The 13487-nt window shown below is 70.1% G+C and carries 14 protein-coding genes; 5 read left to right on the top strand and 9 right to left on the bottom strand.

Translation table 11 applies throughout. The annotated features are described in order from the left end of the window. Positions 1 to 14 precede the first annotated feature (14 nt). The gene (locus CRP45_RS06305; RefSeq protein ID WP_245909946.1) at positions 15 to 611 is read left to right on the top strand and encodes a PadR family transcriptional regulator; all 597 of its coding nucleotides are present in this window, start codon (positions 15 to 17) and stop codon (positions 609 to 611) included. 3 nt (positions 612 to 614) lie between these two features. After that, positions 615 to 1094 carry a nitroreductase/quinone reductase family protein gene (locus CRP45_RS06310; RefSeq protein ID WP_097244165.1) on the top strand — a complete coding sequence of 160 codons (480 nt, stop codon included), beginning with the start codon at positions 615 to 617 and terminating at the stop codon, positions 1092 to 1094. Between the two features lie 6 nt (positions 1095 to 1100). On the opposite strand, the gene CRP45_RS06315 is transcribed toward CRP45_RS06310, so the two are convergent. The 3 genes from CRP45_RS06315 to CRP45_RS06325 form a co-directional block, all read right to left on the bottom strand. After that, entirely contained in the window at positions 1101 to 2114 is a 1014-nt protein-coding gene (locus CRP45_RS06315) for an Acg family FMN-binding oxidoreductase (protein ID WP_097244166.1), read from the bottom strand. Positions 2115 to 2250: 136 nt separating this feature from the next. After that, on the bottom strand, positions 2251 to 3135 hold the full coding sequence (locus CRP45_RS06320; RefSeq protein WP_097244167.1) for a dihydrodipicolinate synthase family protein: 885 nt from the start codon (positions 3133 to 3135) through the stop codon (positions 2251 to 2253). Beyond that, positions 3132 to 3932, bottom strand: a complete 801-nt coding sequence (locus tag CRP45_RS06325) for an aldolase (RefSeq protein WP_097244168.1) — start codon at positions 3930 to 3932, stop codon at positions 3132 to 3134. Before CRP45_RS06325 ends, CRP45_RS06320 begins: the two co-directional genes overlap by 4 nt. A gap of 101 nt (positions 3933 to 4033) precedes the next feature. Between CRP45_RS06325 and CRP45_RS06330 the strand changes: the two genes are divergently transcribed. Beyond that, positions 4034 to 4576 (top strand): helix-turn-helix domain-containing protein, encoded by a 543-nt coding sequence (locus CRP45_RS06330; protein ID WP_097244169.1) that lies wholly within the window; start codon positions 4034 to 4036, stop codon positions 4574 to 4576. A 28-nt stretch (positions 4577 to 4604) separates the two neighbouring features. Here the strand turns inward: CRP45_RS06330 and CRP45_RS06335 are convergent, their stop codons facing one another. Further along, positions 4605 to 5603, bottom strand: a complete 999-nt coding sequence (locus tag CRP45_RS06335) for a zinc-binding alcohol dehydrogenase family protein (RefSeq protein WP_097244614.1) — start codon at positions 5601 to 5603, stop codon at positions 4605 to 4607. A gap of 251 nt (positions 5604 to 5854) precedes the next feature. Here CRP45_RS06335 and CRP45_RS06340 point away from each other — a divergent pair, with 251 nt between their 5' ends. Next, positions 5855 to 6304 (top strand): pyridoxamine 5'-phosphate oxidase family protein, encoded by a 450-nt coding sequence (locus CRP45_RS06340; protein ID WP_097244170.1) that lies wholly within the window; start codon positions 5855 to 5857, stop codon positions 6302 to 6304. 5 nt (positions 6305 to 6309) lie between these two features. On the opposite strand, the gene CRP45_RS06345 is transcribed toward CRP45_RS06340, so the two are convergent. Next, the gene (locus CRP45_RS06345; protein ID WP_097244615.1) at positions 6310 to 6975 is read right to left on the bottom strand and encodes a maleylpyruvate isomerase family mycothiol-dependent enzyme; all 666 of its coding nucleotides are present in this window, start codon (positions 6973 to 6975) and stop codon (positions 6310 to 6312) included. Between the two features lie 264 nt (positions 6976 to 7239). Here CRP45_RS06345 and CRP45_RS06350 point away from each other — a divergent pair, with 264 nt between their 5' ends. Continuing rightward, a complete protein-coding gene (locus tag CRP45_RS06350) occupies positions 7240 to 8160 on the top strand; it encodes a universal stress protein (protein WP_097244171.1) in 921 nt (306 codons plus the stop codon). A 27-nt stretch (positions 8161 to 8187) separates the two neighbouring features. Here the strand turns inward: CRP45_RS06350 and CRP45_RS06355 are convergent, their stop codons facing one another. From CRP45_RS06355 to CRP45_RS06370, 4 genes are read right to left on the bottom strand one after another with little or no spacing between them, the layout of a single operon-like run. Beyond that, positions 8188 to 8916 (bottom strand): SDR family oxidoreductase, encoded by a 729-nt coding sequence (locus tag CRP45_RS06355; protein ID WP_245909947.1) that lies wholly within the window; start codon positions 8914 to 8916, stop codon positions 8188 to 8190. Between the two features lie 40 nt (positions 8917 to 8956). Further along, positions 8957 to 10672 carry an ABC transporter ATP-binding protein gene (locus CRP45_RS06360; RefSeq protein WP_097244616.1) on the bottom strand — a complete coding sequence of 572 codons (1716 nt, stop codon included), beginning with the start codon at positions 10670 to 10672 and terminating at the stop codon, positions 8957 to 8959. After that, on the bottom strand, positions 10669 to 12477 hold the full coding sequence (locus CRP45_RS06365) for an ABC transporter ATP-binding protein (protein ID WP_097244173.1): 1809 nt from the start codon (positions 12475 to 12477) through the stop codon (positions 10669 to 10671). Before CRP45_RS06365 ends, CRP45_RS06360 begins: the two co-directional genes overlap by 4 nt. Further along, positions 12474 to 13484: an alpha/beta hydrolase gene (locus tag CRP45_RS06370; RefSeq protein WP_097244174.1), complete on the bottom strand. Its 1011-nt coding sequence runs from the start codon at positions 13482 to 13484 to the stop codon at positions 12474 to 12476. Before CRP45_RS06370 ends, CRP45_RS06365 begins: the two co-directional genes overlap by 4 nt. Positions 13485 to 13487 lie beyond the last annotated feature (3 nt).

Raw genomic sequence — 13487 nt, forward strand, 5'->3', positions numbered from 1 at the left:
ACTAAAGGATGTCGGTGGCCCGAGAACTGCGCGCGCTGCAAACGCCGCTGACGATGGTCGTGCTGACCATGCTGGCCGAGCGGCCGCGACATCCGTACGAGATGAAGGTCGCCATTCGCGAGCGGCACGTCGAGGACGTGGTGAAGATGCGCGGCGGCTCGCTCTACGACGCGATCGGCAGGCTCGAACGGGCGGGGCTGGTGCGGCAGGCCGGGACGGCGCGCGAGGGATCCCGACCGGAGCGGACGGTATACGAGATCACCGAGCCCGGACGGCAGACGTTGGACGAACTGCTTGAGCGGTTCCTCACCGAGCCGGTGAACGAATACCCGCGCTTCGTCGCCGCGCTGGCCCACCTGCCCGCGCTCACACCGCACACCGCGGCGCGGTTGCTGCGCCGACGCGCCGAACGACTGCGCGAGGATCACGCCGACACCGCCCGCATGCTCGACGAGCACTCGACCGGACTGCCGCGCGCGGTGCTGCTGGAGGCCGAGTACGTCCAGCATCTGCGTGCCGCGGAGATCGCCTGGCTGGACGGCGTCGCTCGCGATATCGACGACGGAATGCCTTGGCCGGACGACGAATTCACCGAGAGCGACGAGGAGTAGATCATGACCAGCGCGAACGATCGCATGCGGCGGCGCATGAAGCCGTTCAACCGGGTGGTTGTCGCCCTGCAAGGCGTCGGCTTGGCCCTGGGCACCATGCGGGTGCTCTCGGTTCCCGGCCGAAAGACCGGAACACTGCGCACCACCCCGGTCTCGCCGCTGACCGTCGACGGCGTGACGTACGTGGTCGCGGGATTCGACGACGCGGACTGGGTGCGCAACGCGCGCGCCGCCGGGTGGGGCATGCTCGCGAAAGGGCGACGGAGACAGCGGGTTTCGTTGATCGAGCTGCCGGTCTCCGAACGCGCCGCGGTGTTGCGCGAGTTCCCGAGGAAAGTGCCGCACGGGGTGCGGTTCATGCTGAACGCCGGCGCCGTCGAGTCCGCGGACCCGGAGGCGTTCGCCGCGGCCGCACCGCGCTGCCCGGTGTTCCGGGTCGAACCGACGCGCGCCGCCGCGGCGCCCGCCGATTCCGGGCGGTGACATCGGTCAGGTCGCGGCGGTGTCGCGGAGGGTGAGGATCTCCTCGACCGGCCGACGCGGCGTCGGCGCGGGTTCGGTGGTGTCGGCGGGGGCCGCGCCGACCCTGATGACGACCTGCGGTACGCCCCCGCTGGAGAGCACCGACTGGATCGATTCCCGCGCCGAGGCGAGTTCGGTGATGTGGGTCAGCGCGCAGCTCGCCAGCCCGGCCGAGGTGCATTCCAGCAGCAGCGCGGACAGGGCCTCGCCGACGTGCAGCCAGTCCGCGGGAGTGTGCCCTGGCGAGCTGAGCACCAGCAGAGCGGCCTGGTCGTCGAGGTCGCCGCGCCGCTCGGAATGCGATGCGGAGGGGAACTTGCGGGCGATCGGCACGTGCGAGGCTTCGGCATCGGAGGTGAGCGCTTCGGCGGGCACCCCTTCCCGCGTTCCGGAATGCCCGGTCCACCAATGCAATTCGGTTTGGTAGTCCATGTCGTAGCGGCGGTTGGCTCCGGCGTGCTCGGAGGCGGCCGTCAGTAGCGGGCGGGCGCTGTCGTCGAGGACGTCGAGCTCGACCTCGTGCGGGCTGAGCAGCATCCGGGCGGTGTGCACCAGGTCCCCGAAGCCCGGTGGCGGGGTCAGCGGCAGCCGGTCGGTGCGGCGTCGCTCGATGGCCGCGGCGCGGGTGAGGACCCCCGGCGGCGGGTCGGGCCAGGGCCGGAAGCTGATCGTGGCCAGCAGGTCCGGGCGGGCGAGCACCGGCACGCGCTGGGTGTCGGTGTGCCAGCCGCGCGCGGCCAGCGCGGTGCGCAGGTGGTGCAGGACGGCGCCGCAGCTGATGACCAGCTGGCGTCCCTGCGGGTCGGCGGCGGTCAACAGGCGGTCGTCGTCGCGGAACAGGTGCAGCCGGGTGCCGTCGAACTCCCAGCGCCAGGGCTGGGTGTTGTGCACCGAGGGCGCGCGGACGGCCAGTCGCAGCGCCGCCAGCAGGGTGGGCATATCCGGCACGGGGGGTGCGGGAGTCGCGGTGCTGTCGGTCATGACTCCAGTGTCGCCGCGTCGCGGGTGTCGCGGAGACGGGAATTGTGCCGCTCTTCGAGGGCCGATGGTCACATTCGCCGGGTGCGCCCGAAAGGCCCGTCGGAGGGCCCGGCCGGACCGTGGCCGGGCCCTCGTGTCAGGCGTTGACGGCGGCGACGAGCGCGTCGAGTTCGCGCGCGGGCTCGGGCTCCAACGGCAGCAGCGGCCTGCGCGGGTCACCGGCGTCCAAGCCGGTCGAACGCAACGCGGACTTCACCGTGGTCGGTAGACCTCGGCTGACGAGCGCGGTCAGCAGCGGCTCGAGCTTGTCGAAAAGCGCTGTGGCGCTGTCGGTCTCCCCCGCCCGCAGCAGGCGCCAGAACTCCACGACCCGCTCGGGCACCAGACACGGTGCGGCGGTGCACCATCCGGCCGCACCGGCGGCGAAGGCACGCAGCGCCAACGGATTGCTTCCGTTGAAGAACGGCACGCGTCCGCCGCCCAGTTCGACGATCCGGTGCATGCGCCCGATGTCGCCGCTGGATTCCTTGATCATGGTGATGTTCTCGACCTCGTGGACGAGGTCGACCAGGAACTCCGGCGGCATGTCGATGCCGGTGGTCGCCGGGTTGTTGTAGACCATCACCGGCAGCGCGGTCGACTCCGCCACAGCGGTGAAATGCGCGCGCAGCTCGGCCCGTGTGAGCGACCAGTACGAGATCGGCAGCACCATCACCGCGGTGGCGCCGCTGCGCTCGGCGAACCGCGCGCGGCGCGCGGTGGCCGCGGTGGTCAGATCCGAGACGCCGACCACCGTCGGCACTCGTCCCGCCGTGTGTTCGACGCAGGCGGCGGCGACCTGCTGCCATTCGCGCTCGTCGAGGTACGCGCTTTCGCCGGTGCTGCCCAACGGCGCGATCGCGTCCACGCCGGCGTCGATCATCCGGTCGAGCAACCGCGCGAGCGCTGACGTGTCGACCCGCCCGGCCGCGGCGAACGGCGTGACGGGGTAGGCGACGATGCCTTCGATGGCGCGAGTCATTCGGTGGCTCCTGATGTTTCGATGACGTCCGGGTGGTTGCGCAGCGCTTTGCGCGCGTAGTAGGCGAAGTTGGCCTGGCTGCGCCGCGGTGTCAGCGTCCAGTCGTGCGCCTCCTTGGCCAGGCGCGGCGGCAGCGGCTTGATCTCGCCGGCGGCCATCGCGAGCAGTTGCAGCCGTGCCGCGCGTTCGATGAGGTGCGCAAGCGAACAGGCTTCCTCGATCGTCGCACCGACGACGAGCTGTCCGTGGTGAGCGAGCAGGATCGCCCGCTTGTCACCGAGGGCGGCGGAGATGATCTCGCCCTCCTCGTTGCCCACCGGAACGCCCGGCCAGTCCGGCAGGAAGGCGCAGTCGTCATAGAGCGGGGCGATGTCCATCTGCGACACCTGAAGCGGCACTTCGAGCATGGACAGCGCCGCACAGTGCAGCGGGTGCGTGTGCACGATGCAGTTGACATCCGGGCGCGCGCGATAGATCCAGCTGTGGAAACGGTTGGCCGGGTTGGCCATTCCCGCGCCTTCCAGCACGGTCAGATCCTCGTCGACCAGCAGCAGGTTGGCCTCGGTGATCTCGTCGAAACCGAGGCCGAGCCGCTGGGTGAGGAAGGTGCCCGGTTCCGTGCCGCGCGCCGAGATCTGCCCGGCCAGACCGGAATCGTGGCCGGCGTCGTAGAGCGCGCGGCAGGTGAGGGCGAGTTTCTGGCGGTCGTTCCAGTCGCCGGGTGACAGTTCGGTCTGCATGGACCTGGTCGCCATGGTCATCAGCTCGGACTTTCCGAGATTCATGGTGGTGGCCATCGACTACCTCCTTTTCGAAGACACTCGTTGACGATAGGACACTTTGTGTCATTCCGCTAGTCTTGTGTCCTGTTGTGACCGTCACCAGGGAGAGGAGACCGGTGGCCGCGTACCTGAGGGCGCACCGCAAACGCGCCGACCTGACGCTGGACGCGCTCGCGGAGCGAACCGGGCTGACCAAGAGTTATCTGTCCAAAGTCGAACGCGGACTGAGCACCCCGTCCATCGCCGTGGCGTTGAAGATCGCTCGCGCGCTGAACACCGATGTGGGGCAACTCTTCTCGGACGATCCCGACCCCACGCTGATGCAGGTGGATCGCGCCGCCGACCGCACCGGCGAGCCCGCGACCACGACCGCGCACTACCTCGCGGTCGCCACCCGCGTCGGCCGGAAGACCATGCAGCCGTTCGTGGTTCGTCCCACCACCGAGCAGGACACCAAGTACCTGGAACACTCCGGCGACGAATTCGTGTTCGTGCACAGCGGCAGCGTCGAGATCTCGGTCCCCGGCGAACAGATCGTGCTGCACGCGGGCGACAGCCTCTACTTCGCCGCGACCACCCCGCACCGGATCAGGTCGATCTCCGCCGAACGCGCCGAGCTCATCGTCGTGGTCGGCGACCGAGATGCGGACACCGACTGAGACGCAGGCCCCCGTTGCCGGAACAGGCTTATGGAATAAGGACCGCTGCTCCGTCGAATCGGCCGTTGGCCAGGTCGTTCAGCGCGTGGTCGGCGCGGTCCAGTGCGTAGCGGTGGGTGGAAACGTGCAGCCGGTGGTGTTCGGCGAAGGTGAGGAATTCGCGCGCGTGGGTCCGCGTGTTGGAGGTGACGCTGCGCAGTTGGCGTTCCCGGAACAGGTGGCGCTGGTAGTTCAGCGGCGGGATGTCGCTGAGGTGGATTCCGGCCAGCGCCAGGGTGCCGCCCGCGTCGAGCGCTTCCAGCGCGACGGGGACCAGTTCGCCGGCGGGAGCGAACAGGATCGCCGAGTCCAGGGGTTCGGGCGGGGCGTCGGTCGCGCCCTGCACCGAGCTCGCACCGAGCGCGTCGGCGAGCTCCCGCGCCGCCGCGCCGCGGGTCATCACGTGCACTCGCACGCCCTGGGCGATCGCGACCTGCGCGGTGAGATGCGCGCTTCCGCCGAACCCGTAGATGCCGAGCACTCCGCCCGCGGGCAACGCCGCACGCAGCAACGCGTGGTACCCGATGATGCCCGCGCACAACAGCGGCGCGACCTGCTCGTCGGTATAGCCCGCCGGTAGGCGCAGCGCGAAATCAGCTGGGACCGTGGCGTATTCGGCGTATCCGCCGTCGGCGTCCCATCCGGTGTAGCACGAATCCGGGCACAGGTTCTCCGCGCCGCGACGGCAGTATCGGCACACCCCGCAGGTGTGGCGCAGCCAGGGGATGCCGACTCGGTCACCGATCGCGAAATCGTCGCGGCCCGCCGGAACCGTGAGCACTTCGGCGACGACTTCGTGCCCGGGGACCACACCGGCGCGATGGACGGCCAGGTCACCTTCGACCACATGCAGATCGGTGCGGCACACGCCGCAGGCCAGCACCCGCACCAGCAGCTCGTCCGGACCCGGTTCGGGGATGGGCTCGTGCGCCATTCCCAGGGGATGACCATCCAGTGCGCCCGGCGTGCTCACCCGCCACGCCCGCATCGAGTTCCGTGCTCCCATGACAGGCTCCGTCCGCTCCTCCCGGTTGTGCCCCGAAACCCTTGGTCCTCTCGGCCTGCGACCTTCGGCCCTAACGACTAGCTCGGTGGGCCTGGTGCCATGGAACGATCGAAGCACACTCGGGCACGGATAGGGCAGCACGTGGGATCTTGCGAACCGACCGCCACGGTGAGATTCGCCGAACGGCGTTCCCGCCCCGCCGGTCGCCACGACATCGGGCAAGGCGCGCGACGGTGAGCGGCTCCCGAACCGACTGCGACGTGGTCGAATTGGCGCGCGAGGAGGCGTTGACACTGCTCGCGCGGGCGCCGTTCGGCCGCGTGGTCTACACCCGCGACGCGTTACCCGCCATCCGCCCGGTCAACCATCTGCTCGACGACGGTCTTCTCATCGTGCGTACCCGGCTCGCCTCGCAATTCTCGGCCACCGTGCGGAGCCGATCCGAGGTCGTGGTGGCCTACGAGGCCGACGACATCGACATCGACCGCCGAACCGGCTGGTCGGTGGTGGTGACCGGGATCGCCCGTCCGGTGACCGATCCCGCCCGCACCGCCCGCTACCAGCGGATCCTGCGGCCGTGGATCGGCGCACCGATGGACGGCGTGATCGAGATCGAGCCCACGCTCGTCTCCGGCATCAGACTCGTCGACAACCGCACCGACAGCGCGACCGCCGACGGGTAGTCGACTCACGAGTCTTCGGCGGGCCGATGCGGTGCACAGCGGGCTCGCAGGGTGGGCAGGCCGGAACCGGCGAGGTCGTCGCAATACGCGTGCCTGCCCGCCATGGCCATGGTCAGCGCGAGAGTCGTTCCCTGGACCAGCGGGCCCGCGCCCACAGCGAAGGCACTGTCGGTCCCTTCGAGGCGAAGACCCTCGATGATGCTGCGACTCGGCACGGCGAAGTCGCGGGCGGCGAAGAAGCGGGCCACTTCGAGGCACGCCTCGATCGAGGGTGTGCGGGGCAGTCCGAGTGGACGCCGGATGTCCTGGGCGTGGACGATCACCTCGCCGAGCCAGGCAGCGGTATGCCCCGAGGGGCCCGTGGTGCTCGTGCGGATCGCGCGGAACCGTTCGAGGGTTTCGGCCGGGTTCGCGCCGCGGTGCTCGGCCAGTCGCCGAGCGTTGTGCCGATCGAAGTCGAAGCGGGCGCCGACAACACTGATCAGCCAGCGGATGCGGCCGATGCTCGCCACCGCGGTGAGGTGGGCGACGACCTCCTCGACCACCCACTCTCCGCACAGCGAGGGCTGGGCCCACTGCTCGTCGTCCAGTGCGGCGAGATCCTCGGCCAAGGCGGCGCGCTCGGCGTGCACCATGGCCCAAAGGTCCTCGCGAGACACAACTTTCGACACCGGTCTTCCCTTCGCGTGCGGCCGGCGGAGCCGGCGAGCTGGTCGATCCGCGTCCCGGTCGGCGCGGGTCGTCGTTCTCGGATGCAGACGATCCGGCTCGGGAGAATTCATCGGTCGACCGTGTGCCATTGAGCCTTTCGACCGGGGTCCATCGGCCCTGGGGTCGGCGGATCGAGCCGATCGATACTGACATCGGGACCGGCGCTTCCGCGACGGCCCGCCCCGATGTGCGGGGCACACGGACCTGACCGAAAGGCAGCAGCGATGACGGGCCAACACCGACACGACCTACTCGACACGGCCTCGGCGGCGGTGGTGGTCGGGACCGACGGCTCGCCCGCGAGTTCGCACGCCGTGGCGTGGGCGGCACAGACCGCGGCCGATCGGGGACGTCGTCTGCTCGTCGTGCACGGCTACGATCTCGCCGCCACCCGCGCGGTGCTCGGCTCCTACGAGGTGCTGGTGCCCTCGGTCGTCGAGCACCTCCGCGAGCACGGGCGTCAGGCTTTGGAGAGCGCGGAGCGGATCGCCCGCGAGGAGCACCCGGATCTCGAGGTCACCACCGAACTGTCCGACCGCAATCCCGCCGAATTGCTCATCGAGTTGTCGTCCACGGCGCATCTGGTCGTATTGGGCGCGACTCCCGGGGTCGGTTCCTTCGCCCATCTGGGCTCGACGCTGCTTGCGGTGGCCAGTCAGGGCTCAGGGCGCATCGTTGTGGCGCGCCACAACGGCGTGAAGCAGCAGGTCCGGCGCGGCGGCCCGGTGGTGGTCGGCGTGGACGGCAGCCCGATCGGCGAACCCGCGATCGAGGCCGCGTTCGACGAGGCGTGCGCGCGCGGCGCCGAACTGGTGGTCGTGCACGCCTGGAGCGATTTGTCGGAAGGACAGTTCGCCGGGACCTGCTACCTGCAGATCCCGATCGCCGAACTCGAAACCGCCGAACACGCGCTGCTGTCGGAACGGCTGGCGGGCTGGCAGGAGAAATACCCCACCGTCGCGGTCACCCGCCGTGTCCATCTGTCCGGGGCCCGCAAACAGCTGATCGAATGGTCCAAGAGCGCGCAGTTGGTCGTCGTCGGCAGCCGCGGACGCGGCGGATTCCGTGGACTGCTGCTCGGCTCGACCAGCAATCACCTCGTCCAGCATGCCCACTGCCCGGTGCTGGTCGCCCACTCGAACTGACACCCTGCTCGGGACGCGTGCCGGTTCTCAGCGCCCGCCCGCGAGATCGAGGAAACTGCCCGTCGTGTAGGAGGCGGCCGCCGACATCAGCCACGCGATCGCCTCCGCGACCTCGTGCGGGTCGCCGCCCCGGCCCATCGGCAGGGTCGGGGCGAGGCGGTCGACACGATCGGGGTCACCGCCGAGTGCGTGGATGTCGGTGCGAATGTAGCCGGGGCGGACCGCGTTGACGCGGATGCCTTCGCCCGCGACCTCGGCCGCCAAACCGCGCGTGAAGGTGTCGATCGCGCCCTTGCTCGCGGCGTAGTCGACGTATTCGCCGGGCGCGCCGAGCCGGGCGGCGACCGACGACACGTTGACGATCGCGCCACCCGCACCGCCGTAGCGGCGCGACATCCGCCGGACCGCCGCCGCCGCGCACAGCATCGGGCCGACGACGTTGACCGCCATCACGCGGTGCAGCCGGTCGGCATCGAGATCCCCCACGCGGCACTGGGTTTCGAGCATCCCCGCATTGTTCACCAAACCCACGAGCGGCTCGTGACCCGTGTCGACGGCGACGAAGAGCGCGTCGATATCGGCCGGGCTGCTCAGATCGGCGCGAGTCGCCCTGGCACGTCCGCCCTCGGCGACGATCGCGCCGACCACGTCGTCGGCGCCTTCGGCATCGGTGCGGTAGGTCAGGTGGATGGCATGACCCTCGCGGGCGAGTCTGCGCGCGGTGGCCGCGCCGATGCCGCGGCTTCCTCCAGTCACGATGATCGTCCCTCGCCCCACGGATACCTCCCAATCGGACTCAACCAGTCACCACCGGCGCCATCGACACTCCCCAGAAATCCGCGTAGCGCCCGCCCAGCCGCAGCAGTTCCTCGTGACTTCCGTCCTCCACGATCCGACCGCCGTCCAGGAAGACGATACGGTCCGCGCGTTGAACGGTCCGCAGGCGATGGGCGACCATCACCACCGTCCGCCCCGCCATCAGCCGCTCGATTCCCTCGTGGACGGCCGCCTCGTTCACCGGGTCCAGCGCGGAGGTGACCTCGTCCAGCAGGACGATGGGCGCGTTCTTCAGCAGGGCGCGGGCGATCGAGACCCGTTGGCGTTCACCGCCGGACAGGAGCGCGCCGCCTTCGCCGACGTTGGTGGCCCAGCCGTCGGGCAGTCGCTCGATGACGTCGTCGAGCCGCGCCGCGGACGCGGCCGCGCGCACCTCGGCGTCGTCGGCGTCGGGACGGGCCAGGCGCACGTTCTCCTCGATCGTGCCGTCGAAGAGGTACACGTCCTGGAAGACGATGGCGATCCGCGCCATCAGGTCCTCGGTGTCGATCGCGCGCACGTCCACCCCGCCGACGCGCACCGCACCGGCGTCCACGTCGTAGAACCGCGCGAGCAATTGCAGCAGCGTGCTCTTGCCCGCGCCCGACGGACCGACGACGGCGAGCCGCTGTCCCTCGGGCAGGGTCAACGACACGTCGTCGAATACGGTGCGGTCGCCGTGCCGGAAGGCGACGGAGTCGAACTCGAGGTCGTGGCGTCGCGGGCGAACGGGTTCGCCGGGTTCCGGCAGCGGCTCGGTGCGCAAGACCGTTTCGAGCCTGGTCAGTTCGGCGCGTGCGCTACGGAGTTGGCCGCCCATGTCGGCCAGCGACAGCAGCGGGTCCGCGCAGCGGGCGGCGAGCACCAGGATGGTCAAAACCTCTGCCGCGCCGATGTTTCCGCCGAGCGTGAGGTAGGCGCCGAGCACCAGCAGCGCGGTGAACATCGCCTGCACCACGAGTGCCATGCCCACGACGCCGGGCAGCGTCGCCAGCGTCTGCCTGCGGGACGCGCGCCCGACTTCCCGCAGCGAGTCGTCGAGCAGCGCGAAGCGTTCGACGGTCCGTCCGCCCGCGCGCAGAACCGGTTGGGCTTGGAGGTATTCGATGACGCGACCAGTCGCCTCTTTGTCGCGTTCGTGCCGCTCGGCATCGGCCGCGGCCGTCGAGCGGCCGGTCCAGACCTGAGTCGCCGCGACGATCGGTACGGCCGCCAACGCGGCCACTCCGAGACGCCAATCGAAGGCGAGCATCACGACGACGATCGTCAGCGGCGTCACCGCGGCGGAGACCAGCGGCGCCAGCAGATGCGCGATGACGCTCATCGCCTGCAGCACACCGCGACTGGCCAGGACCGACACCTCCCCGACGCGGCCCCCCGTGTACCAGCCGATCGGTAGCCGGGCCAGATGATCGCCGAGCCGGTGGTAGACGCCACGCAACAGCGTGGTCCCGCCGCGGAACCCGGACAGATCGCTGGCATAGCGCAGCACCGCGTACACCGCGACCACGCTGCCGAACGCGATCAGCCAGGGCCACGCGTCCGCCGGGGTGTCGCCGAACAGGGCCCGCAGCACCGGGACAAGCAGCGCGTAGGACAGACCCTCGACGATCGCGGTCGTCGTCATCAGGGCAACGGTGCGACGCACCGGCCGGGCGTACTCGGGTCCGAGTACCCGCAACAGCATTCGAATCATCGGGGCCACTCTCCTAGCGGTGTCTCGGCGGCGGAGTTCGCGTGCGCGGCGCTGCGCTGGGATTGCCAGAGCGCGGCGAACTTTCCGTCGCGCGCCAGCAGCTCGGCGGGTTCGCCGCGCTCGACGATCGATCCGTTCTCCAGCACCACGACGGCGTCGGCGTCGGCGACCGTCTCCAGACGATGCGCGATGACCAGGATCGTCCGGTCGCCGCGCCACGTCGAAAGGGCTTGGCGCACGGCTTGTTCGGTGTGCGGGTCGGCGAACGCGGTCGCCTCGTCGAGCACGAGGACCGGCGCGTCGGCGAGCAGCGCCCTGGCGATCGAGAGGCGTTGGGCCTCACCGCCGGACAGTGCGGCGTCTTCGCCGAGCACGGTTTCGTAGCCGCGCGGCAGCTCGAGAATCCGTTCGTGAATGTTCGCCAGCCGAGCGGCGCGCACCACGTCGTCGAGGTCGGCATGCGGCACGGCCAGCGCGATATTGTCCGCGACCGACGCGCGCAGCAGCCGAACGTCTTGGAAGACGAAGGAAACCGTCCGATAGAGCTCCCGGCTGCCGAGGTCGCGGAGATCGACGCCGCCGAGGCGGACCGAACCATGGGTCGGGTCGAAGAACCGCGGCAACAGTTGCACCAGCGTGGATTTCCCGCTTCCCGACGGCCCTACGAGCGCGGTGAGCGTCCCCGGCTCGAGCACCAGGTCGATCCCGCGCAGCACCTCGTGACCGTCTTCGTAGCCGAATCGAACGTCCCGCAGTTCCACCCGGTGCCCCTGCGGCGCGACGGGGTGCGGGGGCTCCGGTAGCGACGGCACAGCGAGGACGTCCCTGATCCGGTCGACCGCGCGCCGGGCGGCCTGTATGTCGTCGAAACCGTGACCGAGGGCGGCCACTGGGGCGGTCAGGCCTAGTCCGAGCAGCAGGAACGGCAGCAGATCGGCCGGGGCCATACCACCGGAGGTGATCAGTGCCGTCCCGCCGATCAGCACGACGAGCAGCACGAATGGCGGCGACAGCGCCACCTGCATCCCGGCGGCGACCCCGGCGAGCCCGCGCACCATTCGCAGGAAGATGTCGGCGAAATCGTCTGCGGCCGTGACGAATTTGCGGTGCGCGCGTCCGGATCCGCCGAACGCCTTGACCACCGCGATCCCCTGCACGAACTCGACGACCGAACTCGCGATCCGTCCCATCGCCGCGTCGAAATCCGCCTGCTCGCGCAGCCGGGTCGGGGTCATCATGAGCGGGACCAGCGCCACCGCGAGCAGCACCGGGACGAGCGTGATGAGCGTGAGCCGCCAGTCGACGGTGAACAAATAGATCAGCGACACCAGCGGCAACACGAAGGCCGAGACGAGTTCACCGGGGGTGTGGGCGATGAACGGGTGCACGGCGCTGACGTCCTCCCCCACCACCTTCGCCAGCTCACCGGTCCGGCGCCGGGCGAACCAGCCGAGCGGTACCCGGCCCAGCCGCTCGGCCAACTGCCTGCGAAATGACAGCTGCACCCGGTCGTCGAGCAGATGTCCGATTCCCGCCGACGCGGCCGTGCACAGCAGCCGAACAAGCAGACCGGCCGCGCCCGCGATCACCACCATCCAGACGTGGTCGTGATCGATCGGGCCGGGCGACAACAGGACTCGGCCCAGTTCCGCGACGGCGAGCAGCGGCGCCAACCCGGCGACGGCGCCGAGGACCTGAAGCACGACGACGGCGGCGAAACCGCCCAGGTACGGGCGTAGCAGCCGGACCATGCTCGGTCCCGCCACGGGTCTTTCCCGCGTCTCGACGACTTCGGTGGTGGTCATCGCTTGCCGGTCTTCCGCGACACGACCGGCCGAGATTCCGCGAGGCGACCGCGGAGGAACTCGAAGATCTCCGCACGCGCCGCCTTGGCCTGCGGCACCACACCCGGCATCGCGAGGAATCCGTGTGGCGCACCGGGATGTTCGACGAGCCGCGCCCGGGTGCCGGACTCGAGCAGCCGTTCGGTGTAGCGGCGGCCGTGGTCGGCCAACGGGTCGAGGGTCGGCACCACGACCAGCGCCGGAGCCAGCCCGCTCAGATCGTCGGCGCGCAACGGTGACACGGCGCGAGCATCCGTCCCCGGTGGCACGGCCAATCGGTGAAGCAGCCGCAGCCGCGCCATTGTCAGCGTCGGGCTGTCCGCGTACCGAGTCATCGACTCGTAGTCGAGCATCGTCTCGGTCATGTCGGTGACGGGATTGACCAACACCTGTGCCTGGAGTTCCAGGCCGGATTCTCTGGCCCGGATCGCGGCCAGCGCGGCGATCAGGCCACCGGTGCTATCACCGACGACCGCGGTCCGCGCGGGATCGACGCCCCACTCCGCGGCGTGCCGCACCACGTGCAGCAGCGCGTCCCAGCCGTCATCGACGGCGTCCGCCAGCGGCGTTCCCGGTGCGAGCAGCCGGTGCTCGACCGAGACGACGACCGCGGGCAATCGCGCCGCGAAATAGTTGTTCGCCCAGTCGCATTGGGCCGCCGTGCCGACGAAACCGCCGCCGTGCACGTGTAGCACGAGCGGCAGTGCGCCGTCCACGGACGACGGTCGGTACTCCCGGACGGGCAGCCTGCGATCGGGCAAGTGCACCTCGCGCCAGCGGATCGTGGCGCCGCGATCCGGAAATCCGGTGATCACCCGCGCGATTCGGGACGCCCGCTTACGGTTCTCCGCCTCGCGGAAGGCGGCCAGTTCCTCGGCCGTCATCGCCGACCAGTCGGGCGCCTTTCCCAGGGCGTGCAGCAGCCGGACACCCAGTGGCGGCCGTTCGGTGCCGGTGACGTCGTTCATGTT

It is taken from the genome of Nocardia amikacinitolerans (assembly GCF_900215415.1).
GTDB lineage: Bacteria > Actinomycetota > Actinomycetes > Mycobacteriales > Mycobacteriaceae > Nocardia > Nocardia amikacinitolerans.